A 25,195-nucleotide genomic window follows, 5' to 3' on the forward strand; every position below is an offset into this window, starting at 1 on the left:
GGTGGAGCCTAGAACCGCGGCAAATCCGGGAACGCCAGCTTGCCCGCGTGGACGTGCATGCGGCCGAGCTCGGCGCAGCGGTGCAGGGTCGGAAATACTTTTCCGGGATTGAGCAGGCCCTGCGCATCGAAGGCGCATTTCAGGCGCTGCTGCTGGTTGAGGTCGATCTCGCTGAACATGTCGGGCATGAGGTCGCGCTTCTCGATGCCGACGCCGTGCTCGCCGGTGAGCACGCCGCCGAACTCGACGCAGGCGCGCAGGATATCGGCGCCGAAGGCTTCGGCGCGTTCGATCTCGCCGGGCTTGTTGGCATCGTAGAGGATCAGGGGGTGCAGATTGCCGTCGCCGGCATGGAACACGTTGGCGCAGCCGAGCTGGTACTTTTCCGAGAGCTCGCGGATGCGCGCCAGCGCCTTCGGCAGCGCGCCGCGCGGAATGGTGCCGTCCATGCAGAGATAATCGGGCGAGATGCGGCCCACGGCGGGGAACGCGGCCTTGCGGCCGGCCCAGAACAGGTTGCGCTCGGCCTCGGAATTGGAGATCTGCAGCGTCACCGAGCCGCAGCCTCTCGCGATGGTCTCGACACGCGTGATCAGCTCGTCGACCTCGATCTTGGGCCCGTCGAGCTCGATGATGAGCAGCGCTTCGACATCGAGCGGGTAGCCGGCATGGACGAAGGCCTCCGCGGCGTGGATCGCGGGCTTGTCCATCATCTCCATGCCGCCGGGGATGATGCCGGCGCCGATGATGCGGGCCACGCATTCGCCGGCCGCCTCGACTTGCGCAAAGCCGACCATCAGCGCCCGCGCCGTTTCCGGCTTCTGCAGGATGCGCACCGTGATCTCCGTGATGACGCCGAGCAGGCCTTCCGAACCGGTGATGACGCCCATCAGGTCATAGCCGGGATTCTCGCAGCCCTTGCCGCCGATGCGCAGGATCTCGCCGCTCATCAGCACGATCTCGCAGCCGAGCACGTTGTTGGTGGTCATGCCGTATTTCAAGCAGTGCACGCCGCCGGAATTTTCCGCCACGTTGCCGCCGATCGAGCAGGCGATCTGCGAGGACGGATCGGGCGCGTAATAGAAGCCGGCATGGGCGACCGCCTGGCTGATTGCGAGGTTGGTGACGCCGGGCTCGGTGACGACGACGCGGTTGTCGAAATCGATCTCGCGGATGCGCTTGAACTTGCCGAGGCCGAGCAGCACGCCGTCCTCGAGCGGCAGCGCGCCGCCGGACAGCGAAGTGCCGGAGCCGCGCGGCACCACCTTGATGTTCTGCGCCGCACAATATTTCAGGACGAGCGAGACCTGCTCGGTCGTATCGGGCAGCACCACGACCATCGGCGGCTGCCGATAGGCGGTCAGCCCGTCGGATTCATAGGCCCGCATCTCGGCGAGGCTGTCGATCACGCCCTCGCCCGGCACGATTGCGCGCAAGGCGGCGACGATTTCGCTGCGACGCGCCAGCACGGCCTGGTCGCTTGCGGGCATCATGATGGCCATTTTAAGAAGCCTTCGTCCGACGGATGGAATTATCTCGGCAAATCAATCACGTCTTGCGGACTTTGGGTAGGTCCTCCGAAGGTCGCATTGCTTTGTTGCAGCGCAAGTTCTCTCTGGGGCAAGTCTGCTAGCAGGAAACCTGTCAGAGTTTCGCGGCTTGTCCACTTGCACCGGACCTGCCAAAACCACGACCCTCCATCTGACCCGGGAAGAGACGAAGAGCACACTTATGACAAAACTGACTTTCGGCGCGGTGACAATCCTCACCGTCATTGCCACCGCACCCGCCGCGATGGCGCAGGATGTCGCGGCCGGCAAGACATCGTTCAACAAGTGCCTGGCCTGCCACGCGATCGGCGAAGGCGCTAAGAACAAGGTTGGCCCGGAGCTCAACGGCCTCAACGGCCGCAAGTCGGGCGCGGTTGAGGGCTATAGCTACACGGACGCCAACAAGAATTCCGGCATCACCTGGGACGAGGCCACGTTCAAGGAATACATCAAGGATCCCAAGGCCAAGATCCCCGGCACCAAGATGGCGTTCGCCGGCATCAAGAACGAGACCGAGATCAACAATCTCTGGGCCTTCCTTGCCCAATACGACAAGGACGGGAAGATCAAGCAGTAAGCGCGCACGAGGCGGACGCTAGAGCTTCGGTTCTGATCGGATCGGAATCGAAGCTCTGGCTTTCTTGTTCTGACGCGTTTCTTCGCGCGAACCGGTTTCCACTTCGCTCGAAAAACGCTTTAGTCGGCGACCGCCTGCGCCGGGGCGATGTTTCCGATCATCGTCTCGATCTCCGCCTTCACGAGATCCGGCACGGCGTTCTGCACCATGTGGCCGAGATCGGGCAGCACGATCAGCTTTGCATTCGACACAGCCGCGGCGAACGGACGCGCGTGGATATTGGTTCTCACCGTCTTGTCGGGCTCGCCGGCGATGATCGTAACAGGCGCCGTAATCGCGCCATAGCGCGCGACTTGCGCGGCGACCGACTCCTTCAGCGTCACCAGATCATAGGCATTGGCGATGAACTCGCGCGGGCGCAGTAAGAGCGGTGTCGCGGAGTCCTGCACGAAACCATCCGGCATGATCTGCGGCAGGAACACGTTGCGGGCCCCGGCTTCGGTGATGAAATAGCCGAGCGGCAGCGTGATGGTGTAGGCGAGCAGCGGGCCGATCACGGGCGTTGCGATGATCTCGTTGTAGCGCCCGACACCGCCGCGCCAGGGATGCGTGACGGGCGCGAGCATCACGAGACCTGCCACGCGGCGCGGGTGATCGAGCGCGATCCGCGCGCCGAGGGCGCCGCTCCAGGAATGCACCACGAAGACCGCGCGATCGATCCCGAGCTTGCCGAGCGCCTCGTCGATCATGCGCGCCTGAATCTGCGGCGTCGAATCCTGCCGGCTTGCGCGCGTGCTCCAGCCATGGCCGGGGCGGTCGATCAGAATCACGCGATGATCCCGGGCGAGGAGATCGCCGAGCGGCCGCCGCATCGCTTCGAGGTTGGAGCTCGCGCCGTGAAGCATCACGATCGGCGGGGCGGCCTCGCGCGGGCCGATCTCGACGACGTGAAGCGCGGCGCCCTCGACCTCGACCATGCGCCCCTGCGGCGGAAAGGCCCGCTGCACGGCGACGATTCCGGCCTGCGTGAGCAGCGCCAGCAGGACCAGCGCCGTCACGACTGACATCACGATCATGGAGAGAATCCGGGTGATCCTGGGCACGGGGCAGTTACGGGTCTGCTCGGCCGGCAGTTTCGCCGCCGGCGGTGCGCGCTTCCACCAAAAATGCTGGGGCTGTGGATATGTGCATAATTGCTGATCGAGAAAACTCAATGAAATCAGAGCCATTCTAAGCCGCACGCAAGCTTCGGACCAGCTTCATGCGGGCGTCATCGCAGCTTCCATATAATCGCCATGGTCGGTTCCGCCATCTAGGCGCGGGTGGGCGCCGATCCTCCCCGCAACATCAGGGGGATGCGGGAAAGACCGGCAGGATTGTCCTGGTTTGAACCGGAGAATTTCGATGAGCTTCAGATCGAACGATACTGCAATCGACGAAATCGTCGCGAGCTGCAACGGCGACCTGCGCGGTGCGGTGCGGGCGCTGCTCCTGATCAACGAGCATCTCGAGACCGAGCTGGCAAAGGCCTACGCCGCAGCCGCCGACCGCGGCCTGGTCGAGCGCGGCAGCAGCGTGCTGCATTAAGCGCAGCCTAGTTCGCCCCCTCCTCCTGCTTTTCTTCCTCGGGCGTGACCGGGGGACAGACGCGAATCGTCGAACGCGCAAGCTTGGCATCGGCCTTGGACTTGTAGGGACCGTCGCCGAACCAGATGTCGCCAATGATGACTGGATTGCTGGTCACGATGGCGCATTTGCCGGTGGCACGGTTGCCGACCACCCAGAACAGTCCGTCGGCGAAGCTCACCGTCCCCGACGCGAGCAGCAACGTCGCTGCGACCATCAAATGCTTCATGGCTTTCGCTCCTGCCATGCAGGTAGGCCTGCAACAGGCCCCGCAATAGTCCTTGCAACGCCCCGGCTCGGATCGTGGTTAATCCGCGCCGGCCGCGATCGCTCAAGAAATGATCGAGTTGTAGCTAGATGTCGCGGCCTTCGACCTTCTCGGTCAGCGCCTTGACCTGGTCGGGGATCTTTTCCAGGTGCGGATTGACGGCGAGCGCCTTGCGGTAGGCCTCGAGCGCGCGCCTCTCGTCCCCGACCTCCTGCATGATCATGCCGAGGCCGGCGAGCGCGCCGAAATGGCGGGGCTCTCGGATCAGCACTTGCTGAATGTCCGCGAGCGAGCGGCCATAATCGTTCTGCATGTAATAGAGCGTCGCACGCCGGTTCCAGGCTTCGATGTAATCGGGCCTGAGCTTGATGATCGAATCCAGGAGCTTGATCGCGACGTCGATCTTCTTCGCATCGACGGCGGTCTTGGCGCGCGACATCAGGAGCGCGGCGGTGTCGCTCGGGGTCTGCAGCCAGATCGCCCAGATCCGCGCCTCGACATGCTTGGCGCTAGCCTCGTCGGGCGCCGCCTTCAGCGCGCCGAACAGGAAATCGAGATTCTTGCTGCGGTCGACCTTCGGCAGCTTCGACGGCGCCTCGGGCAGTTTCTTCTGCTTGCCGGGCGGCTCGACCTGCTGGGCCAGGGCGGCCGGCGCAAGGCCGGCGGTTCCCAGCACGAGGGCCAGACACAGGGTGCGCGCGAAACGAAATCTCACTGCCATGGTGGAAGTCTAAACGCGCAAAGCCACCCTTGCAAAGCAAAGGCGGCGTCAAACTCGTGTGAGACCGTGATCTTGCGGAGCGCGCGAAGGCGCCCGGCAGGGCGTGATCAGCCGCTCAGATCAGCCCTGGCGCGCCTTGAAGCGGCGCTGCACCTTGTTGATCACATAGACCCGGCCCTTGCGGCGGACCAGGCGGTTGGCGCGATGGCGACCGCGCAGCGATTTCAGCGAGTTACGGACCTTCATGGCAGAATCCTGAACGTTCGAAAGGCCGTGTTCGGCACTACCGTTTCGGCACGCGCGAATGTGGCAAAATGAGATTTTTCCCGCTGGCGGACCGACCGCCCGGGACGGAGCGGTTCTTAAGGCATGGCGGGAGGTCATGTCAATGTTAACTGCCCGGCTCCCAACGAGCAAAATCGCGAAAACAACCCCATGCACAGTAGAAGCGGCCGGATCGGCCCGATCCGGCGCATTGGAGGTCAGGCCCGGCAAAGACTTTTGCCGCCTGCGCTTTCGCCGCCACCAGCGCCTTGCCAAATTCGTTATATCCTATAATCAATTCGGCAACCCGTCGGGAGGACACCCATGCCGAAGCTGAAGCTGCCTGATATCGACAAAGTCGTCGCCATCGACATCCACACCCATGCCGAGGAGCCCTGCGGCACCCATCCCGACGACGGCTATGACGATTTCCAGGCGCAGATGGCGGAGTATTTCAAGTCGCCGCACAAGCATCCGCCGACCGTGCCGGAGACCGCGGCCTATTACCGCTCCAAGAACATCGCCGCGGTGATCTTCCCGGTCGATGCCGAGCGCGAGACCGGCTTCCGCCGCTACAAGAACGAGGAGATGCTGGAGATCGCCTCCGAGCATCTCGACGTGCTCATCCCCTTCGTCTCGATCGACCCGCACAAGGGCAAGCTCGGGGCCCGCGAGGCACGCAAGCTGATCGAGGAATACGGCGTGCGCGGCTTCAAATTCCACCCGACCATGCAGGGCTTCTACGCCAACGACCGCATGGCCTATCCGCTCTATGAGGAGATCAACAATGGCGGCGCGATCGCGCTGTTCCACACCGGCCAGACCGGCGTCGGCTCCGGCATGCCCGGCGGCATGGGCATGCGGCTGAAATATTCCAACCCGATGTACATGGACGACGTCGCGGCCGATTTCCCCGACCTCAAGATCATCCTCGCCCACCCCTCCTTCCCCTGGCAGGAAGAGGCGCTGTCGGTCGCGACCCACAAGCCGAACGTCTACATCGATCTCTCGGGCTGGTCGCCAAAGTATTTCCCACCGATCTTGGTGCGCTACATCAACTCGATTCTGCAGGACAAGATGCTGTTCGGCTCGGACTGGCCGGTGATCACGCCGGACCGCTGGCTGTCGGATTTCGCCAAGATCGAGATTCGCGACGAGATCCGGCCGAAGGTACTGAAGGCGAACGCGCGCAAGCTGCTGGGAATCTAGACTATCCGCTTCCATGAAACCGGCATGCAACTAGGTTTGGCCACGGGGTACACATCTCGGCTGGCGTAGCCTAGCATATCCTTCCATATCTGGTCCGGATTCGGACGGCGCGTAGAGTACCTCGAACACGACGCGCGCCGCCTGCTCCGGATCCTCTGGGTACGTCAGAGCGACCGACATCGTACCCACAGTTCTTTCAGGCTGGCGGCCGGGCCGCGGTCCACATCGACCTCACGACGTTGTGTGATTCCACCCGATTCAAGCTTGGGCTGCTCACCAGCGGCGTCGAAGTAGGTGGATGGGGCGCGTGATACTCCGGCGATCCAGGACGCAAAAGCAGGTTGGAGGGAAACTTTCGGGTACCCGGGTCGTTCGCTAAGACACGTTGAGCAGCGAATGCCATGTCTCGCCCCACCGTCCTGATCACCGGCAGCAGCGGCTTTCTCGGCCAGGCGATCGCGCGCGGCTTGATGGATCGTTACCAGGTCATCGGCCTCGATGTCAGCCGCCCTAAGAAGCCGTTGTCCGGCATCGAGACAATTGAGATCGACCTCACCTCGGATGCAATCGTGGCGAAGGCGCTGGACCAGGTTCGTGCGCGAACAGGCGGTCGGATCGCCTCGGTCATTCACCTTGCCGCCTATTACGACACGACCGGCGAAGACAACCCGAGATACGATGCCGTGACCGTTCAGGGAACGCGCCGACTGCTGGCGGCCCTTCAGGCATTCGACACGAAGCAGTTCGTCTTCTCGAGCACGCTGCTCGTGCATGCTCCTAGCTCAGCAAAGGGAAGAAAGATCGATGAAGATTCGCCGATCGAACCAGCTTGGGCCTATCCGCAGTCAAAGGCGAAGACCGAGACCCTGATCCTGAACGAGCATGGCAACATCAAGGTCGCGATCCTGAGGCTTGCAGGTGTCTATGACGAGGATTGCCGTGCGGCATTCATCGCGCAGCAGATCGCCCGCATCTTCGAGCGCTTGCCGACCGCTTATCTCTTCACCGGCGACATCACCACTGGCCAGCCCTATCTCCACAAGAACGACCTCGTCGAGGCCGTGGTACGCGTGGTCGATCGACGCAATGATCTTGCTGATGAAACGACACTGCTCATTGGCGAAGAGGAAACGCCGAGTTACGACGAGATGCAGAGGCGGATTGGCCAGCTTGTGCATGGGGAGAGATGGCGGACGATGTCCCTCCCGAAAGAGATGACGAAGCTCGGCACTTGGATGCAGGAGAAGGTTCTCGATCAGGATACCGACATCAAGTCGTGGATGATCGAGAATGCCGACGACCATTATGAGATCGATACTTCGCGAGCGAGGAGCCTCTTGGGGTGGAAACCCCGACACAGTCTGACCGCCACGCTGCCCGAAATGATCCGGCGGCTTAAGGTCGACCCGACGGACTGGTACGAGACGAACAAACTTCATCCTGCGACGGTCGCCGCTTCCGAACCCGAGCTCGACCAGGCCGCGGAGAGACTGCGGCAATCGGTGGAGCCTTCGAAAGATGAGGTTGAGGCCGAGACGGGACGGCATCGGGCGCGCACGCTCTGGGCGCCGCTGACCAATGCAGCGATTGGACTGTGGCTCGTCGCCTCGCCTGTCACGCTTGGTCTCTTCGATCCATCCGCGGCGCCAATTCCACCGGCGCTGGGACATGAGATCGCTTCGCCCGGGACACGTGACGGCAGGCTCGGCATCAGCGAGATCGTGTCCGGCATTCTTGTCGTCGCGTTCGCACTCATCGGCATGCGTCGGCGCTGGCGCTGGTTGCAGTGGCTCACCGCTGCCGTCGGCATATGGGTCATGTTCGCACCTCTCGTGTTCTGGACCACGAGCGCTGGAGCCTACGCCACCGATACGCTTGCTGGCATGCTGATCGTGACGCTCGCGGTGATGGTTCCTCCAACACCGGGCATCAGCCGCCAAGCCCTCGCCGCCGACGATGATCGCCCCCTCGGCTGGACCTACTCGCCATCCACATTCAGCCAGCGCCTCCACATCATTGCTCTGGCCTTTGTCGGCCTGTTCGTCTCGCGCTATCTCGCCGCCTATCAACTCGGTCATATCGACGGGTTGTGGGATCCTTTCTTCGGCCCAGGTGATGCAGCGGTCGCCAATGGCAGCGAGGCGGTGGTGACCTCCTGGGTCTCGAAGGGCTTTCCGGTCGCCGATGCCGGGTTTGGCGCCTTCGCCTACGCGCTAGATGCCCTGGCAGGCGCGATCGGCGACCGTCGCCGCTGGCGCACAATGCCATGGATGGTGATTCTGTTCGGCCTACTGGTTATCCCGCTCGGGCTCGTGAGCGTCAGCTTCATCATTATCCAGCCCCCTTTGATCGGTGCACTGTGTACGCTCTGCATCATCCAGGCCGCGATCACGATAGTGCTCATCCCCTATTCGATAGATGAGGTACTGGCGAGCTGTCAGTATCTTTGGAGCGCGAAGCAGGCGGGCCAGCCGTTCTGGCGCACTTTCTGGCGCGGTGGCCCGGCGCTCTCCGAGAAGCAGGCGCCGACGCCAGATCTCGACCGCCCGTTATCGGCCCTGCTGCGCGATATCGTCACCGGCGGCGTCAATTTTCCCTGGACGCTGGTCGCGAGCTCTTTTCTTGGAATGCTGCTGATGATCACGCCGCTTGCCTTCGGCACGAGCCCGATCCTCTATTTCAGCGACCATATCACCGGCTGCCTTGTCATCCTCGTCGCCGTTACGGCGATGGCGGAGGTGGCGCGTGCCGCGCGGTTCGCCAACGTCGCGCTCGGAGCATGGGTGGCAATCTCCCCCTTTGTCCTGGACGGCGCCACGACAATCGCGACGATAGCCAACGTTGCAACCGGTGTCCTCCTCATCGGGCTGAGCCTGCCACGCGGCACCCGTAGCGCCGCGCATTACGGCGGATGGGACCACGCAATAGTATGACGCAACGGCGGGCTCTGCGTGGGCGCCACCGAAGATGATGCGGGGAGCTTTCTCATGACGCATCTGATCGGACAGCGGCATCACGTATGGCTCGCCGAGTGCTTGATCGCTGCAACAACAGAGGTGCCCTCTCTCCCGCAGGCTTGCGGGAGCGAGTCGGGAGAGGGTGCTTCCGCAATGGGACAATCCCCAAGAGGACAAAGCCCTCACCCGGCGCCATAGCCGATGCGAAGCATCGGCGTCTTAGAGAACGGCGGCCAGAGGCCGCCTATGCCTCTCCGCAAGCGGGAGAGGTGAACGAGCCCCACCGATCAATTCAACCTAAAGCCATTTCGCTCTAATCGTATCCTCATCGCAGCGCATGAGGGCTTCGATCCCATTGACCAAAGCCCTCGCACTCAGACGAAGGCTTCAGACTTGAGCCAAGCCTCCATCGACAAAGACCTCGCCGCCGGTCATGTAGCTGCTGTCCGAGGACGCCAGGAATGCGGCCACCGCGCCGGTCTCGCTGGGGTCGCCGACGCGCCCGATGGGCGTGGCGCTGCCGAGTGCATCGAAGGCTTCCTCGCCCACGACCTCCAGCGCCAGCTCCGTCTTGGTCGGCCCCGGCGACAGAACGTTGACGCGGATGCCGGTGCCGCGCAGGTCCAGCGCCCAGCTGCGCGCCAGATTGCGGATCGCGGCCTTGGTCGCGCTGTAGATGCTGAACTGCGGCGTCCCCATCACGCCCGTGCTCGAGCCGGTCAGGATGATCGACGATCCCCTCCGCATCAACGGCAGGGCTTTCTGCACGGTGAACACCAGCCCCTTCACGTTGACGTCGAATATCTGATCGTAGTGCTCGACCGTGATCTGGCCGAGCGGCGCAAACGCGCCGGTCCCGGCATTGGCGAACAGGACGTCGACATTGCCGCGTTCGGCCTTCACCGCCGCGTACAGCCGGTCGAGGTCGGACAAGTCGGTGACCGATCCCCTGACGGCGCGCGCCGAGGACCCCAGCTGCGCGAGCGCGGCGTCGAGCGGCTCCTGCCGTCGCCCGAAGATGTAGACGAATGCGCCCTCATCGACGAACCGTTTGGCGGCTCCGAGGCCGATGCCCGTTCCACCGCCCGTCACCACCGCCGTCTTGCCTTGTAGTCTGCTCATGATGTGCTCCTTCATTGAGGTTGCACTGAGCTGGCGGCCTACCCACCTAACCACAAGTATGCACCTTTTGGTAAGTACCCAAAAAATGTCGTCAGATCGTTCAGACCTCATCTCCCCGCCGGCGCAAGCCCAAGCAGACGTCCAACGTTGCACGCCGAACCTGCCCGGCTTCACCTGCGGCCTCGACGCGACCCTGCGGGTCGTCTCGGGCAAGTGGAAGCCGCTGATCCTGTACTTCGTCGCCCAGGACGGACCAACCCGTTACGGCGAGCTCCGGCGCGCCATCCGCGACGTCAGCGACAAAGTGCTGATCCAGCAGCTGAAGGAGCTGGAGGCCGATGGCCTGGTGAAGCGGACCGACTACAAGGAGGTGCCGCCGCGGGTGGACTACAGCCTCACGCTGCTGGGCCAGAGCCTCGCCGAAGCGCTGGTGCCGCTCTGCACGTGGGGCACCGAGCACATGGCAGAAGTCAGCCGGGTGTTTGCGGAGCGAGCGACCTGGACACGGCCAGGACGTCAGTCGACTGCCTAGCTCGCGCTACTCGTCGTCCGAAGTCTGCTCCGCCCCTGATAGCAGCGCGTTGCCGCAACTCGACTTGCGTCCGACTTGGGCCACAACCGGACCTGGGGTGATTGCTCAACTCGCCGGCAACCATAGGTGTAGAAAAAGCGAGCACGTCCGCAAAGACAAGCCTAGATTGCTGCTGCGTCTTCGACGTTAGAGGAAGTTCAGGAATGTTATCCGCAGACTATGCGTTTGGCCTGGCTCTTGCGCTAGTGGTCGCATTCAACCTTTACTTTGGGCCGCGTATCGAGCGCGAGCGCGTAGCGATGCAGTGGGGACGCAACGGCGAGCCAACATGGTACGCCCCCAAATGGTTGGCAATGTGGGGAATGCTCGCTTTCATGGTCGCAGTACGGCTTTTCATCTGGCTGGCTTCGACATATGCGCCGCAACGTGTGCACGGTGTTGAACTCGGCATAGTCATTTTTTCGGCAATTGCCGCCGGCACCCACCTCTTCGTGTTGATGAAGGCGAGAGCGGTGCGCTGAACAAGGTTTTGCAAGTCTGCAACGGGCCAGAAGCGGACATCAAATATTGGGCAATCCGGGGAGTCTGTCAGCCATCCTCCTAGAGGTCTTTAAGCGCGCTTCGCTCGCCAGCATTGAAGTGCCCGGGAAAGGGTCCATGCGGACTGGTTTCTCGCCGGCCATGCCCGGTCGAGCTCCGCTTAGAGAGACAAGATGCGCATTCTGCAGTCGACTGGCGTCTCGGCGGCGGCCTACTGCAACGCTCACACCGATTCGCAGCGGCTCCATGCCAGCGATACGGGATACTAGCCTGCATGGTGGAATCAGAATGATCCACCCGTCCTGAAGTCTCCGCCCCCAAAGGATCCTCCGGTCCCGAAACCATCCGGCGGCGGGATCGGCAGCCCTCCGCCAAAGCCCGAGTCCCATGGGCTGGGCCCATGGTGGAAGCCATCACGTAGAACCTGCCCCAGTATCGCACCTCCAACAGCGCCGGTCAAAATACCTCCAAGGACGTTTCCGAGTGATGCCTCGTTGCCGAAAGTGCCGTAAGGCGTGTCGTAGCCTTGATGCCGGAGTTGCGCCCATTCGTGTTCGACCGTCGCACGGCGCTGAGCAAGCTCCTTGAGCCTCTTATGGGTCTCTACTGCCTGTCGTAGCGCCAGGTTCATTGCTGCGTCCGTAGACTGAATCCGCCTGACAATCTCCTCGTCCTTGGGCGTCGGCGTGCGAGTGGCCTCCTCGTAGAGTTCGTGCAGATCTTCGCGCTGGTCGGCGACTGCCAGCAGCTCGACCGCATCACGGTAGGGAGCGTCCCCCTCGAGGATCGATGCGTCATAGGTGCGGTCTTGAGCAGCCAGGGCCGCGCGCGCCTGTTCAAGCTGGCGCTCGCGGTGTGTTACCGCATCCCGCGCCTTGGCGACTACAGCTTCAGCAGCCTCGGAGCCAGCGTCCACGAGCGCCTTGCGCTCCAAGGCCTTCAGGTTGGATCGTTCCTCTTGCAGCTTCTCGATAATCCTCCTGGAGTGGTCGCGTAGGCGCTCGGGGATTTCGTTAAGAAGAGAGTAGTTGACCCGCGCCTTGTCATACCGGACTACGCTGGCCACCAGGCGATCCATGTAGCGGGTGAACGGGTTTGCCCGGTAGGCGGCGGTTCCGAACTTCCGGCTCCACAGGTACATGAACAGCCGGTCGGCTTCGTAAGGACGGCGCTTTTCCTCCCGGTCGGCTTCCGCCTGTATGGCCTTCTTCTCGGCTTGCTGGGCTTGTCCGGTGATCTCGTCAACTCGCGCCCGCACAGAAATCCATTCGGGGTTGAGGCTGATCTTGGCTTCGACGCTCTTACGAATCGTTTCCGCGTTGGCCAAGGCCCGCTGCAGATCATCCAAGGCAGCCTGCCGCTCGGCCTCCGCTTGCCGCACCTGTTGCTCGGCTTCGTGCCGTCGCTCGGTCAATCGCTGCAAGGCTTGCTGACGGCTCTCGAGCAGGCTGATGGCCTGACGCTCCGCTACATCCAGCTCGCCGACGACTTGGTTCTGCCTGATTGCGTCGAGCTTTAGACGTGCGAGTTCGCGGAACGCTTCCGTGAGCTGGAGGCGGAGGCGACCCACCTCCTCAGTCGCCTGCGCATAGGCCCGCTCGACTTGCGCCTCCTGCTGGCGAGCCTTCTGGATGAACTGTTCGATCTCGGCAAGCGCCTGCCTTCCGGATATCATGGCCTTACCATTGCGTGATTGCCCCGCCGAGAACCGGCAACTTGTATTCCACGTCTAGTTGGCCGCGCCGCTTCTCGCCGAGATTATTCTGCTGCACGATTCCGTCGTCGTTCTTGTCTCGCTGCACCTGCATGGCCGTTGCCTCGCTCACACGCACGCCCCACTTTGAGACCTCGACGGTGCGGCCGTCCTCTTCGCTCGTCACCGGTAGCTTTAGAACGCGCCCGTCAGGCGTGACCGGTTCAACGATCAAATAATAGTTGCGGCTGGCCGGATTGCGCTGCGGTACGCGCCACACGCCTGTCGCATCGCCTGGTCGCGAGACGATACGTAGGACGTATTCCCGGCGCAGCTCCGCGCGTAGGGTGTCGAGATCGTCGACGGCCTTCCGTGCGCCATCGGCGTCGCCGCGGGCAATGGCGGCTGTTCCATCCGCAAGGAGGGCGTCGGCTTTCTCCCGCGCTGCTGGCACCTTCGCTTCCCGCAGGAGATCCTCGTGCTTCTGCTCCAGGGCTGCAGGCAGCCTCTCGGCCAGGTCGACCCTGGTACGCTCCGCTTGGGCCTGTTCCTGCGCTGCCCGTCGATTTGCCGGCTCGACTACGCCGAAGTGGTAAGCGCCCCAGCCGAACGCCAGCAGCGCCAGCAAAGACATTACACGCCGACCGATGCGACCACGATTGACCCAGGCGAGCGCGATCGTGCGGGCGAAGCTGGCAGGAGGCGGGTTATAGACGAAGCGCTGCTCCTTGAGAGCCTGCACCCCCTCGACCAGTATACTGTCAGGCACTTCGATGCCCTGCCCATGATAGATCTCGCGCAATCGCTTCAGGAGCTGGGCGTCCCGCTGCTCTTCGCCCAGCTCTCGACTGACGAGATTCTCCTGGTGGCGCAGCGTGTCGACGACGTCCATCGCGAGCATCACGTCATTGAGGCTCGACGGAGCCTTCAAGGGCTCCTGCCCAATCGATGCAGCTTGATCAGCCATTGGACGGCAGTGCCTGTCCTTCCGCTACGAGACGCGCGATGCGGCGCTTGCCTTCCTCGACCGCGTCACGGATTTCGGCCGAGTTCCGTGTCGCAAGTTGTCGCATTTCCCCGATGATCTCCTGGGAGCGCTCCTGAAACGTGATCACGGAATCCACGAGCTTCTTGACCGCATCCGCGCGGATTGTCGGGCCATACCCCGCCCTGACGGCGGCTTCTCCGACCTGATCGCCAATTTCGGCCAGCACTTCCAGGCTCCGCGACACACCCTCTTTCATTTCATTCAGGGTCTGTGTCGACTCATTTAGGCCGAACATGCCCGTGAATGAGGCTTTCAGAGCCGTGAAGACGGAATCGTTGGTCGAGAAAAAGGTCACGGCTTGCGCGTAGACGCGCTCCTTGGCGTTTGTCATCTGCATGAGCCGAGCCATGACGACCTCAGACGTGTTGTAGCCAATCGTTAGGTTGTCCGAGAGGTCCTTGGCGATCTGATAGCGTTTCTCCTCGTCCTGGGTGCGCCGGAGTTGCTCGTCACGGGCGAGTTCGAGCCGTGCGCGTTCAGATACCTCCTGTCCCGTGAAATTGGCCACGGCACTAGACGCCTTGTGCAACTGCGCCTGGGCGGCGGCGAGGCTTTCCTCCGCTATCTTAAGCACCTCCAGCGCCATCACCTCAGCATGCTTGAGCGCGCCGCGGAAGTCACGGTAGGCGTCCAGGATGACCTGCTCACGCTGGATCTGGTCCTTCGTTGAGCGTGTGACGTCAAGATAAACTTGCCTGATCTCATCAAAGCGATCGGCAACATCACCGCGAGACAGCTTCATCCAAACGTTGTTGATGCGTTCGAAAAGATCAATCTTCTGGTCTTCCAGCTGGTCAACCATTTTCTTGGTGTCGTCGCGAATGGAGTTGAAGGATTCGGTGATCTGGCGGTAACGTTCGCCGATCTCCATCGCCTGAACTTGCTCGCGGACGACCTCGTTGAAGACGCTGGTCTGACCGAGAGTGCGAGCGATGATGACGATTCGATCTTCATCGAGAGCGGTGATTTTCTCCAGCAACCCGGCAATTGGAGCCTCCATGGCCTGGGGCGGGGCAATACCTATTGCCTGCAAAGCTCGGGTCGCTCTGTCAAGATACTGCATGGGCGACGTTGCTACGACGTCAGACATTGGCGCCTCCCTTGGAGTTCTTTGATAGGTTCATGAACGCGCTCCAGGAATCGACGCTTACAGCATCGGGAAGCGCCTCCATGGAGAATTGCATCCCAATTGCGTACCGGTCGTCTTGGTTCCTATTGCCCGTCTGGAGGCTGTGGCGCTGTCATCGCGACGATGCGTCCGCTCCGCTCGCACGGGGGCTCTCGAAGCGGAAATCAAGTTCGGGTGCGGTTTAATGCTGACAGCCGACTTGACGATCGACGCCTCGTTGTTCCACTGAGGGCCAGCAGGGGAAGTCGAAGGAGAGCTGAAATATGGAAGAGGCCGCCTGAGATGGCGGGCTTACCTCATTGTGCCAACGGCCTCTTCGTTGTTCGCAAGCGCTTCGTAAGCCTCGGCCAGCTCCAAATAGCCATCCGGGGACGCTTGACCTTCCTGATCCCAGCAACGACCGGGCTGGTGCGCTATTTTGAACCGTGCACCAGGGCCTCCTCGGCTTTTGCCAACTCGTCGTATGAGCGCGCCAATTCAAGAAAACTTTGCTTGGTGTGTTCTTCCGCAATGGTTTCGGCCACCCGACGAAACTCGTTGGCTCGCTCTCGAAGGCGCTTTGCGTGTGCGGCGTTGCCCATCCCGTCGTCATCTCCGGGTGAATACGTAAAGCACGTCGGTGTCTGGTCAGAAGCTGAGCCGACCGGAGGGCATTTAGATCGGTTGAGCCCGGCACTCTTCGGCCTGATCCCCGAGTCGCATAGCGTGCGCAGCGTGGCGAGGATCAACCTCTGCTCCGGCCTGGTCACTCGATGTCCCAGAAGAGGCGTTTCGTCTGTCGAAAAAAGACCGTTGCGGAGCACCTTCCGGCGCGAGTGCGCTGCAGACCATATGACGGGGACTATCCAGCGCGACAAGTTCCCCGGTGAGAGCATCCAGCACCCGCATGGCTGCTAGTGCGGGTTGTCCTTGGCAGATCAGTTCAGCGACTAATTCGATCTGTTGCGCTATTTTTTCTTCCAGCAGTTTCACCTTTTGGTCGTGCTGATTCATCGCACCACTCCACCGCAGGCGTTGCTCCCTATAAAATTTCACCACTGGCTGTATTTATCGAAGTTGCGCTGGGTCAATTCGGAGAACGATTTGTGGGTCACCATCGCTTACGCATTGCGTGTTCGATGCGGCACTTGTCTGCTTAGGGTCACGCCCGGAAGAACTCAGGTCGAGCATATCGGGTCCGCTACACCCCGAGCAGCTGACATCCGACGGAGGTATCGCGTCGGCCCCTTCGGGCCAGGAGCAGTCGTATGACTTCCGAACCTGCAAGGCGCGTTAGGCGAAATTGATCAAATCTAGCAGGTAATGCGCGAGTGCCACCGGCCATAGCACACCCGACCGCCGCAGCATTAACATGAGGAAAAGGCCAACAGTAGCCGTAGAAAGGACATTACCAAGGCCGGCCCACCAATGAATTGCGCCGAACAAAACTGACGTCGTGAGAACGGCAAAGATGCCGTCACCCAGATAAGGCCGGAATGCTAGCCGGATGTATCGGCGAAATATGACTTCTTCGCTGATAGCTACCAAGGCTAAGCCAAAAAAAAGATCGAACGCTTTTAGCCATCCGGTCGGGTGCGGATATGCGCCGAGAACGGTTGTAGGGAATGCCGCATTGAGGAAAGATTGCGGCAACTGGACAAAGCGATCTAGCAAGCAAATTCCGACGATCCAAAGGACAATCTCAAAAAGTGAAATTTGACGTCCACCTGTTCGAAATGCAGCGATCCGAGCAGAAGGCACTGCCGCCAAAATGGTGAGAGCAGTGATCCGACCCACATAGTCCCAGAGAAGCCAACTTGCCGCTTGATGTTGATGCAGCCGCATAACTTGCGACGCAACTAGCGCTATAAGGGCGAGGACGAACCACCAAATCAACGGGCGCGTATCGGAGCGATTGCTCTCACGCTCTTTAGGCACGACGAAAGAGTGCTCTTCCATGCTCGATGAGATATTCGCTTTACGTTTTCACGGAGACGAATCCTTCGCTCCACGCGTCCTTGTCGATTTCCATCTCGCTGACTTGGAAATTATCGGGATAGTCGCGAAAGCCCTCAAAGCGCAGCTTGCGCAGTCTTGCTGCATCTGCTTCGGCCGCGCTGCTATAGACCCCGACGAGTTTATCTTCGGTATCATTCTCATCCAGAGCATCTTCGCGCGGATAGCTATGCCAGAGCAGGAAAACTGTGCGCATTTGTGTAAGGGCCATAACCGCGTGATTGCTTACGTCAGTTCGTCCAACCACCGCTGAGCCAATTTCGGCTCACCCGGAGTGTTTGAAAGGCGAGAGCCCATCTGCAGGAACCGCTCGTGGAGCTGGAAGGGTTCAATGCCGCACTTGTGGCGCAGGCGCTCGATTTTGGAGCCTAATTCAAGGAGCTCCTCCCGTGCGGGGTCGCGCAAACCAACTCGTTCGTACGAGCCGAAGAGTCCCCACTGTCCCTTAGCGCACCCCTGTAGTGCCGACAGAAGCAACTCCCTGTACGAAGCTTCAAGGGCCGCGAGCTGTCGTTCATACGAGGGTCTCATCGGCTCGAATAGGTTCTTGGGTCAAAGAATGCAGCGAGAGCGGAGACGACAGCGACAACGGCCAAGAACAGGACCGTGGTAGGATCGATGAACAGATACAAGACTGCCAGTATTCCGGCGACGGTCAGAGCTGGTCCAATGAGCGCACGGTGCGTCTTAAGCCAGTTGATCACACTGTGGCGGACCTGAGGGACGTAGGCCGTAGCCGCGAGGAGAGCGAAAAGTACAACAAGCCATTTCGGCATGGGACGAAGCGCCTTATTTGCCCTGCAACTACAATAGCTAAGCACGTCTGCATGAAGAATAGAGTTCAAATTATAGCGACTACCCGGCAATGTCTGTCTTGGGTCACAAGCTGCCGATCACACCTGCAGTGGCAGACGTCCGCTTTGCTCTGGTAAGCTGACGAATTATACGCACGCCCCAATCGGAGTTCTTGTGACCACAACCCCGGAAGGACAGCCGATGCCCATCAAAGCCGTCGTCTTCGACGCCTATGGCACGCTCTATGACATCCAGTCGGTCGCGGACGTCACCGAGGATGCGTTTCCGGGCTATGGCGCGATCATCACGCAGGTCTGGCGCATCAAGCAGCTCGAATACACCTGGCTGCGCTCGCTGATGCGGCGCTACCAGGATTTTGACGCGGTCACGCGCGACTCCCTCGTCTATACGCTGCGCGTGCTCGGGCTCGCCTATGAGAGCGAGGCATTCGAGCGCGTCATCGAGAAATATCTGCATCTCGATCTCTATCCGGATGCGGCCGAAACGCTCGCGGCCCTGAGACCGCGCAAGCTCGCCATCCTCTCCAACGGCAGCCCGGACATGCTCAATGCGCTGGTACGCAATTCCGGGCTCGACCGCCTGCTCGATGCCACCATCAGCGTCGACGCGAAAAAGATCTTCAAGCCGAGCCCACAGGCCTATGAGCTGATCGGCGAGGTGCTCGGCACCGCGCCTGATGAGGTTCTGTTCGTCTCCTCCAATCCCTGGGACGCCGCCGGGGCAAAATCGTTCGGACTGAAGGTTGCCTGGATCGAGCGGGTGACGCCCGAAGCGATGGCGCTGGCTTGCGTCGAGAACGAACTCGTGGCACCGCTCACCATGTTCAAGGCGATCCGCACCCAGATGGACGAGCTCGGCTTTGCGCCGGATCATCGCGTCCGCGCCCTCTCCGAGCTGCCGGGAATCGCTTAGGGGTCGTCGCCCGCCTGTAAGATTGGAATGAGCTGCCCGAAATGAGCCTGGAATCCGTTCGCGCCTTCTTCGCCGAGAAAGCCCCCGACATTTCCGTCATCGAATCCCCGATCAGCTCCGCGACCGTGGCGCTGGCGGCCGAAGCCTATGGCGTCGAACCCGGAATGATCGCCAAGACGCTGTCGTTGCGGATCGGCGAGCGCGTGATCCTGATCGTCGCGGCCGGCACCTCGCGCATGGACAACAAGAAGGTGAAGGCGCAGTTCGGCGGCAAGCCGAAGATGCTGGGTCTGGAGGAAGTCGCCGACATCACCGGACACGAGGTCGGCGGCGTCTGCCCGTTCGGCCTGAAGTCGCCGCTGCCGATCTATTGCGACATCTCGCTGAAGGCATTCGACGTCGTGGTGCCGGCTGCCGGCTCGACCCATAGCGCGGTGCGCATCACACCGGAGCGGATGGCCGAGCTGACCGCGGCTGAATGGGTCGACGTCTGCGAGCACAGGCCCTGAGCGGCGCTATTCGTCCTCGTCGTAAGGCCGCTGTGGAGGCGGCGGAGCAATGTAGCGTGGTGGCGGTGCGGCCCGGCCGCGCGGAACCTGTTGCTGCGGCGGCATCTGGTTGCTGGACTGGAACACCGCACGGCAGCCGCTCGAAAGCTGTGGCGTATTCTGCTGCAAGCAGGCCACGATGCGGTTCACGTCGGGAATCTGATCGCTGCACAGGCGCCACACATCAGGTGTGCAGGCCATCTGCTGTTCCATCGTGCCGCGGTATTCCTGCGCGGATGCAGCGCTGTGCGCCATGATGCCGCCGACCGCAAGCGCCACACCTAGCGCGATCCGCTCTGTTCGCATGTCCAGATCCTTCCCAAGTCTCTCGAATTCTCTTCAATCAATGAGACGCGAGCTTGTTCTGGACCAACAACAAAATGTGAAAAGCGCGACTGGAACCATGGCAGCTCCCGCTGACGCCTTGGTCCGTGGCGCCCCAGCAACAGGGCAGAAGCAAACCGGCCTCTTGCGCCTTTCGCCATAAGGCATTTCGCCTGACGCCAAGAATCATCACGGCGCTCCCGCTAGCAATGGGCTGCAATGAGGGGAATGTCGATGCCGACTGCAAGACCGGTCTGTGCGCAAAACGTCGCCACGGCCGCAATCTTTCGCCGCAAGCTGCTCGCGCTGGCGCCCCTCGTGCTGGCCTTCCTGGTCCTGACGTCCAGCCCGGCGCGCGCCGCCTGCACCGTGGCCGGCACCGGCACGATCGGCGCACTCAATTCGGGCGATGTCGCAACCTGCACCGGCCTCGGCAACACCGATCACATCAACGCCACCGGCGGCACCAACGTCACCGTCAATGTCGGCGACGGCACCACGACATCGCTGCTGCCCGGCGCCGGCATACCTGCGATCGTTTTCGACGCCACCATCGCCTCGCATGTCACCGTCAACAATCAGGCGACAGTCTCGACCTCCAGCGGAGCGGTTCTGCTCTCCAACGGATCGACCCACAACAATGTGACGGTCGCCGCCGGTGCGATCGCGGAGGGTACGGGCAACGCCGAAGCAGCCATCGTCATCGACAATTCGAACGACAACCTCCTCAACATTCGCGGGACGGCCGTCGGCACCGGAGGAAACACGACGGGACTGCGGATCAGCGGGACGTCGAGCGGCAATGTCGTCCTCGTCTATGACAGCGGATCGATCGGCGGCGGCCATACCGGCGTGCAATTCATCGCCGGCGGCAATTCGCTCGTCAATGGCGGCACGATCTCCGGCGGCTTCTTCCTCGCCATCCAGGGCTCTTCCGGCAGCGACACCATCTTCAACGCCGGCACCATCTCGGGCGGCGGCAGCGGAGCGATCGAGCTGAATGGCGGCGATGATCAGCTCGGCCTCGCGCCGGGCGCGACGATCACCGGGAATGTTCGCGGCGGGAGCGGTACCGATACGCTGAACTTCGGCAGCATTGGCAGCGCCATGTTCGACCTCGGCAATCTCGGCCCCGGCCTGCAATATGACGAGTTCGAGCAACTGAAGAAGAACGGCAACTCCGTCTGGACGCTGACCGGCACCACCGCCTTCAACGGCGCGACGACAGTGGACGCGGGCGGCCTGGTCGTGAACGGCACATTGCCCTCGGTCGTCACGATCAATGGCGGCTATCTCGGCGGCACCGGCACCGTCGGCGGACTCGTCGTCAACAATGGCGGCATGGTCGCGCCCGGCAATTCGATCGGGACGCTCAACGTCAACGGCAACGTCGCCTTCAATGCCGGCTCGACCTTCCAGGTCGAGATCAACCCCGGCGGCCAGTCCCACAGGATCGCAGCGACCGGGACCGCCACGCTCAACGGCGGTACGGTGCAGATCGTGCCGCTCGGCGCAGGCTTTATCGCCAACACGCAATACACCATCCTCACGGCGGCGGGCGGCGTCAGCGGCACGTTCGCCGCGCTCACGAGCTCTAGCAGCCCGCTAGTCACAGGGCAGCTCAGCTATGACGCCAACAACGTCTACTTCCTGCTGCAGCAGATCGGCGGCTTCGGAACGTTGTCGGGGCTGACGCCGAACCAGGCCGCGGTGGCCGGCGCACTCGACCAGGTACAGCTCGGCGGCGCATCGGGACCGCTGGCCACTGCGATCAACACACTCGCCGCGCTCAATACGCCAGGCATCAAGGCCGGCCTCGACGACCTGGCCGGTCAAATCCACGCCGATGGACGCCGCTTCGTTGCGGATCAGGCCGACATGTTCCAGAGCTTCATGTGGAATGCCGGGACGCAGTCGCGCGGCGAGACCGTTCGGATGACCGCGTCCGCCTACGCGCCGGAGCCCAGGGACCCGATCGGCAAGGCGTTGAACCGCCGCCGCGCGGCGCCGATGCAGAGCGTCTGGTTTGGCGGCTATGGTAATTGGGACAAGGTGGCCGCGAGCGACATTGCCTTCGGAACCAACACGACCATCGCCGGCGCCGCGCTCGGTGCCGACCTCTGGCACATGCCGGGCTTTACGGCAGGCCTCGCGGTCGGCGCATCGACCGGCCAACTGCGAATGACCGGCCGCGCCGACCGTATCGAGGCCAATGCCGGGCATGCCGGCGTCTACGCGCGCGGCGAAGCCGGCGGCTTCAATCTCGCATCGGCGATCAGCTATTCCTTTGCGGCGCTCGACTCCTCGCGCACGATCGCGTTCCTCGGCGAGACGGCAACTGCCGCCTCGCGTGCAAACACCTTTGCCGCTTCGCTGGGCATCTCGCGGCCGTTCCAGACCGGATGGGGTCTTGTCGCCGAGCCCTTTGCCAAGGCTGATTGGTACGCGACACGCCAGGGCAGTTTTTCAGAGGCAGGTGCGCCGGGGGTCAATCAGCTGGTGCGAGGCGGCAGTTTCGACCTCGGCTATGGCACGGCCGGCCTGCGCGGCAGCCAGCGCATGATGATGCCGAATGGCCACGCGGCACAGTTCGGCGCGACCATTGCCGTTCGTCATGAGTTTACCGGCAGCGCGGCAACCACGACGGCGGCGCTGGAGGGCGCACCCGGCATTCCGTTCGCGATCACCGGCGTCGAGCGCGCGCGCACGGTGGCGCTTGCCGGCGCCGAAATCCGGTGGGACCTGACGACCGCGACATCGTTCAAGGCCTCGTACGAGGGCGCGTTCGCGCCGGGATACGACCGTCACACGCTGCGCGGCCTGGTCCGCAGCGAATTCTGAACGGCCCTACTCCACCTTGCCGATCTTCTTCACCGCCGCGATCAGCCGCTTGCTGTCGGTCGCGACGAACTCAGAGAAGGCCGGCGCGTCCTGATAGGCGACGAGGCTGCCCGAGGTCTCGAATGCCTTGAGCACATCAGGGCTCGTCATCACTTGCGTCATCGCCTCGCGCAGGCGGATCGCGATCGGCGCAGGGAGAGCGCTCTGCGCGAACAGCCCGGCCCAGATGTAAAACTCGACATCCTTGTAGCCGAGCTCCTGGAAGGTCGGCACATCAGGGAAGCTCGCGATGCGCTGCGCGCCGCAATTGCCGAGCACGCGCAGCTTGCCATCGTCGACCTGCGGTTTCAGCGTGCCGGGTGCGGCGGCGATCGCCTGCACGGTGCCGCCGAGGATCGCAGTCAGCGCAGGACCTGCGCCGCGGAACGGCACGTGCAGCAGCTTGATGCCGGCGCTGCTCGCGAACATCTCCATGGCCACATGCAGCGTGCCGTACGGCCCGGACGAGCCATAGGCGATCTGGCCCGGCCGCTTCTTCGCATCCTCGACGAAATCCTGCGCGGTTCTCCAGGGCGCCGAGGCCGGCACCGCGAGCAGCGTGGGATCGGCGAGCACGCGCGCGATCGGCATGAACTGCGAGACCTCGTAGGCGACGGGTCGGTCGAACAGCCGGTCGGCCTCGGGGAGCACCGCGAGCGAGGACAGCGTCATCAGCAGCGTGTAACCGTCGGGCTCGGCACGCGCGGCCGCGGCATTGCCGACCGATCCGCCGCCGCCTCCCGCCCGGTTGTCGACGATCACAGGCTTGCCGAGGATCCGCTCCAATGCCGTCGCGACCGGTCGCGCAGCGAGATCGGCCTGTCCGCCGGCCGGGAACGGAACGATCATGGTGATGTTGCGCGAGGGGTAAAGAGCTTGGGCAAAGCTTGATCGAGAGCAAGCGGCCTGTGCTAGGGGCAGCACGGCAGCGGCCTTCAGAAGTTCGCGGCGGTTCATTGGTGGGTACCTCCCCGATTGTTTTCGTGATTGGGAGGCAGCCTAACCGGAATGGATTGTGTTGCGATAGCCGTGCGCTTGCACCCTCCCCGGCGGGGCCTGGAGGGGGCGGCCGGTTGGCCGCATCTCCCCAACTACTGCGACTGCAACAGGGTGGGCAGGCTCTTGTCGAGGACGTTGCCGAGCAGTTGCCGCGTCGACGCGCGCATCACTGGATTGTTGGCGGCTTCCGGCGGTTCTGGCCACTGCGCCCAATCGATACGCAGCGTCGGCGGCCCGGTCATAAAGTTGCTTCCGCTGATCGAGCCTTCGCCGCTCTTCAGAATATCGAAGCTTTGCCCGTCATGAACGTAGATCCGTATGACCGCGTAGATGTCGGCGATGTCGTACAGCGGGCTGACCTTCATGACACCGATGCCGAAGAATCCACCCTGGCGTATTCCCTTGATCACGACGACATAGCGTTTGCATCCGGCCTGACCGGCAACTTGGCGGACGATGGCGCCGGCCTTGTCGCTGCGAACGAACATGCCAAGCCCGGGATCGTAGGAACTGAATGCGGATCTATCGGCAGCGATCCTGCGGACGACAAAACCAGAGCCGACCGCGGCCCTCACACGTTCGACAACGAGGTCATCGAGCCCGAAACCGTCGACCGGAACCTCCTTGTTCTCGTTGCCGAACACGGTCACGCCGATCTTCTTCACGATGAAGCGATCGCCCAGCAGCGATATCACGCCGACGCACGGTCCTGCAGCTTGCGGCGTGGACTGCGAAGCAGGTGCCGGCTTGGGAGGCGCGTTCTTTGCCGGCTTGGCAACCGTCGCCGGCTGGTTGGTTTGCGCCTGCGCGGGGCCGGCCAGGCACAGTGCGAAGAGGAAGAGGCAAATAAGACGAAGCATCATGTAGCGGTCGTCGGGTTGTTGAGAAACGGGAAGCAGGAAACAGAACGCGGCGCGGGTATAGACAACAAAGTTCATGACCGCAACGCGAGGGCCCTAGCGTTTCTTCAACTTGGCAAACTGCCTGGGCAAAAACTCCGTCAGCGGCAATGCCGCAGCCGCACGCAAGAGACCGCGTCGATCCATGATTTGCCCTCGCCTGATTTTCTTGTTTCGCTGCCAGGCTAACGCGCCAGGCGGCAAGAACAAGACGTTTACGAACCGTTAGCCATATCGGGCTCCTTCAGGAACGCATGTCCGGGCCCGCTGTTGCCTTCCCAGGGAGAGTGGATGATGCGGAATCTGGCGACTATCGACGTTGCGCTGGACGAGATGCTGGTGAATCTCGCAGCGATCGTGTTGCGGCTTTCGACGCCCGAATTGACGGGAACGCCGGAAGCGCGGCGCGCGCTGGCGCGATCCGTCCATCAATATGGTGTGTGTGCGGCGCGGTCGAGCGACCCACGCGTTCACGAATTGAAGGCGCAATTGGAGGGGACGCTGAAGCCAAGCCTGCGCGTCGTCGCGATCCATGGCGTGAAGGTGTCGTAGTTCGTCATTGCGAGGAGCTCTTGCGACGAAGCAA

General features: G+C 62.3%; 26 protein-coding genes. 10 read left to right on the forward strand and 16 right to left on the reverse strand.

The genetic code is table 11. The features are described 5' to 3' along the window. Positions 1-8: 8 nt before the first annotated feature. The gene (locus tag I6F36_RS13880) at positions 9-1,502 is read right to left on the reverse strand and encodes an FAD-linked oxidase C-terminal domain-containing protein (RefSeq protein WP_225171592.1); all 1,494 of its coding nucleotides are present in this window, start codon (positions 1,500-1,502) and stop codon (positions 9-11) included. A 229-nt stretch (positions 1,503-1,731) separates the two neighbouring features. Between I6F36_RS13880 and cycA the strand changes: the two genes are divergently transcribed. Continuing rightward, positions 1,732-2,127, forward strand: a complete 396-nt coding sequence (gene cycA / locus I6F36_RS13885; protein ID WP_035997470.1) for a cytochrome c-550 CycA — start codon at positions 1,732-1,734, stop codon at positions 2,125-2,127. A 119-nt stretch (positions 2,128-2,246) separates the two neighbouring features. On the opposite strand, the gene I6F36_RS13890 is transcribed toward cycA, so the two are convergent. Further along, the gene (locus tag I6F36_RS13890) at positions 2,247-3,203 is read right to left on the reverse strand and encodes an alpha/beta fold hydrolase (RefSeq protein WP_036021165.1); all 957 of its coding nucleotides are present in this window, start codon (positions 3,201-3,203) and stop codon (positions 2,247-2,249) included. Between the two features lie 328 nt (positions 3,204-3,531). Between I6F36_RS13890 and I6F36_RS13895 the strand changes: the two genes are divergently transcribed. Continuing rightward, positions 3,532-3,714 carry a hypothetical protein gene (locus tag I6F36_RS13895; RefSeq protein ID WP_028180446.1) on the forward strand — a complete coding sequence of 61 codons (183 nt, stop codon included), beginning with the start codon at positions 3,532-3,534 and terminating at the stop codon, positions 3,712-3,714. A 7-nt stretch (positions 3,715-3,721) separates the two neighbouring features. Here I6F36_RS13895 and I6F36_RS13900 read toward each other — a convergent pair whose 3' ends face one another. The 3 genes from I6F36_RS13900 to ykgO all read right to left on the reverse strand — a co-directional run bounded on the left by I6F36_RS13900 (position 3,722) and on the right by ykgO (position 4,988). After that, on the reverse strand, positions 3,722-3,982 hold the full coding sequence (locus I6F36_RS13900; RefSeq protein ID WP_036021163.1) for a hypothetical protein: 261 nt from the start codon (positions 3,980-3,982) through the stop codon (positions 3,722-3,724). A 124-nt stretch (positions 3,983-4,106) separates the two neighbouring features. Next, positions 4,107-4,742, reverse strand: coding sequence for a tetratricopeptide repeat protein (locus I6F36_RS13905; RefSeq protein WP_057028269.1), 636 nt, complete (start codon positions 4,740-4,742; stop codon positions 4,107-4,109). Between the two features lie 120 nt (positions 4,743-4,862). After that, positions 4,863-4,988, reverse strand: coding sequence for a type B 50S ribosomal protein L36 (ykgO, locus tag I6F36_RS13910; protein ID WP_006611362.1), 126 nt, complete (start codon positions 4,986-4,988; stop codon positions 4,863-4,865). A gap of 342 nt (positions 4,989-5,330) precedes the next feature. Between ykgO and I6F36_RS13915 the strand changes: the two genes are divergently transcribed. Continuing rightward, on the forward strand, positions 5,331-6,215 hold the full coding sequence (locus I6F36_RS13915; protein ID WP_036021159.1) for an amidohydrolase family protein: 885 nt from the start codon (positions 5,331-5,333) through the stop codon (positions 6,213-6,215). 401 nt (positions 6,216-6,616) lie between these two features. Continuing rightward, complete coding sequence (locus tag I6F36_RS13920; protein ID WP_225171593.1) at positions 6,617-9,148, forward strand: NAD-dependent epimerase/dehydratase family protein; 2,532 nt, start codon at positions 6,617-6,619, stop codon at positions 9,146-9,148. 411 nt (positions 9,149-9,559) lie between these two features. Here I6F36_RS13920 and I6F36_RS13925 read toward each other — a convergent pair whose 3' ends face one another. After that, positions 9,560-10,294: an SDR family NAD(P)-dependent oxidoreductase gene (locus I6F36_RS13925; RefSeq protein ID WP_225171594.1), complete on the reverse strand. Its 735-nt coding sequence runs from the start codon at positions 10,292-10,294 to the stop codon at positions 9,560-9,562. A gap of 160 nt (positions 10,295-10,454) precedes the next feature. Here I6F36_RS13925 and I6F36_RS13930 point away from each other — a divergent pair, with 160 nt between their 5' ends. After that, the gene (locus tag I6F36_RS13930) at positions 10,455-10,826 is read left to right on the forward strand and encodes a helix-turn-helix domain-containing protein (RefSeq protein ID WP_225171637.1); all 372 of its coding nucleotides are present in this window, start codon (positions 10,455-10,457) and stop codon (positions 10,824-10,826) included. 203 nt (positions 10,827-11,029) lie between these two features. Continuing rightward, positions 11,030-11,347, forward strand: a complete 318-nt coding sequence (locus I6F36_RS13935; protein WP_225171595.1) for a DUF1648 domain-containing protein — start codon at positions 11,030-11,032, stop codon at positions 11,345-11,347. A gap of 302 nt (positions 11,348-11,649) precedes the next feature. On the opposite strand, the gene I6F36_RS13940 is transcribed toward I6F36_RS13935, so the two are convergent. The 7 genes from I6F36_RS13940 to I6F36_RS13970 form a co-directional block, all read right to left on the reverse strand. Continuing rightward, complete coding sequence (locus tag I6F36_RS13940; RefSeq protein ID WP_225171596.1) at positions 11,650-13,041, reverse strand: hypothetical protein; 1,392 nt, start codon at positions 13,039-13,041, stop codon at positions 11,650-11,652. A gap of 4 nt (positions 13,042-13,045) precedes the next feature. After that, positions 13,046-14,026 (reverse strand): DUF6384 family protein, encoded by a 981-nt coding sequence (locus tag I6F36_RS13945; protein ID WP_225136530.1) that lies wholly within the window; start codon positions 14,024-14,026, stop codon positions 13,046-13,048. Beyond that, positions 14,019-15,197, reverse strand: a complete 1,179-nt coding sequence (locus I6F36_RS13950; RefSeq protein WP_225171597.1) for a cell surface protein — start codon at positions 15,195-15,197, stop codon at positions 14,019-14,021. The genes I6F36_RS13945 and I6F36_RS13950 overlap by 8 nt, the downstream gene beginning before the upstream one ends. Positions 15,198-15,649: 452 nt before the next feature. Continuing rightward, positions 15,650-15,817 (reverse strand): hypothetical protein, encoded by a 168-nt coding sequence (locus tag I6F36_RS13955; protein ID WP_225149806.1) that lies wholly within the window; start codon positions 15,815-15,817, stop codon positions 15,650-15,652. Between the two features lie 73 nt (positions 15,818-15,890). Then, positions 15,891-16,229, reverse strand: a complete 339-nt coding sequence (locus I6F36_RS13960) for a hypothetical protein (RefSeq protein ID WP_225171598.1) — start codon at positions 16,227-16,229, stop codon at positions 15,891-15,893. A 279-nt stretch (positions 16,230-16,508) separates the two neighbouring features. Then, positions 16,509-17,174: a CPBP family intramembrane glutamic endopeptidase gene (locus I6F36_RS13965; protein WP_036021153.1), complete on the reverse strand. Its 666-nt coding sequence runs from the start codon at positions 17,172-17,174 to the stop codon at positions 16,509-16,511. A gap of 19 nt (positions 17,175-17,193) precedes the next feature. Next, positions 17,194-17,427 carry a hypothetical protein gene (locus I6F36_RS13970; RefSeq protein WP_035997430.1) on the reverse strand — a complete coding sequence of 78 codons (234 nt, stop codon included), beginning with the start codon at positions 17,425-17,427 and terminating at the stop codon, positions 17,194-17,196. 800 nt (positions 17,428-18,227) lie between these two features. On the opposite strand from I6F36_RS13970, the gene I6F36_RS13975 reads away from it, so the two are divergent. Together I6F36_RS13975 and I6F36_RS13980 are read left to right on the forward strand one after the other, a co-directional pair. Continuing rightward, positions 18,228-18,959 (forward strand): haloacid dehalogenase type II, encoded by a 732-nt coding sequence (locus tag I6F36_RS13975; RefSeq protein ID WP_225171599.1) that lies wholly within the window; start codon positions 18,228-18,230, stop codon positions 18,957-18,959. 41 nt (positions 18,960-19,000) lie between these two features. Further along, positions 19,001-19,468, forward strand: coding sequence for a YbaK/EbsC family protein (locus I6F36_RS13980; protein ID WP_035997420.1), 468 nt, complete (start codon positions 19,001-19,003; stop codon positions 19,466-19,468). Between the two features lie 6 nt (positions 19,469-19,474). Here I6F36_RS13980 and I6F36_RS13985 read toward each other — a convergent pair whose 3' ends face one another. Beyond that, positions 19,475-19,813, reverse strand: coding sequence for a hypothetical protein (locus I6F36_RS13985; RefSeq protein WP_035997417.1), 339 nt, complete (start codon positions 19,811-19,813; stop codon positions 19,475-19,477). A 252-nt stretch (positions 19,814-20,065) separates the two neighbouring features. Here I6F36_RS13985 and I6F36_RS13990 point away from each other — a divergent pair, with 252 nt between their 5' ends. Further along, complete coding sequence (locus tag I6F36_RS13990) at positions 20,066-22,672, forward strand: autotransporter domain-containing protein (protein WP_225171600.1); 2,607 nt, start codon at positions 20,066-20,068, stop codon at positions 22,670-22,672. Between the two features lie 6 nt (positions 22,673-22,678). Here the strand turns inward: I6F36_RS13990 and I6F36_RS13995 are convergent, their stop codons facing one another. Then, entirely contained in the window at positions 22,679-23,668 is a 990-nt protein-coding gene (locus I6F36_RS13995; RefSeq protein WP_225126560.1) for a tripartite tricarboxylate transporter substrate binding protein, read from the reverse strand. 134 nt (positions 23,669-23,802) lie between these two features. Next, positions 23,803-24,648, reverse strand: a complete 846-nt coding sequence (locus I6F36_RS14000; RefSeq protein WP_146207665.1) for a hypothetical protein — start codon at positions 24,646-24,648, stop codon at positions 23,803-23,805. 255 nt (positions 24,649-24,903) lie between these two features. On the opposite strand from I6F36_RS14000, the gene I6F36_RS14005 reads away from it, so the two are divergent. Further along, on the forward strand, positions 24,904-25,161 hold the full coding sequence (locus I6F36_RS14005; protein WP_036021169.1) for a hypothetical protein: 258 nt from the start codon (positions 24,904-24,906) through the stop codon (positions 25,159-25,161). Positions 25,162-25,195: the final 34 nt, after the last annotated feature.

The organism is Bradyrhizobium sp. BRP19 (genome assembly GCF_020194195.1).
Classification (GTDB): domain Bacteria; phylum Pseudomonadota; class Alphaproteobacteria; order Rhizobiales; family Xanthobacteraceae; genus Bradyrhizobium; species Bradyrhizobium yuanmingense.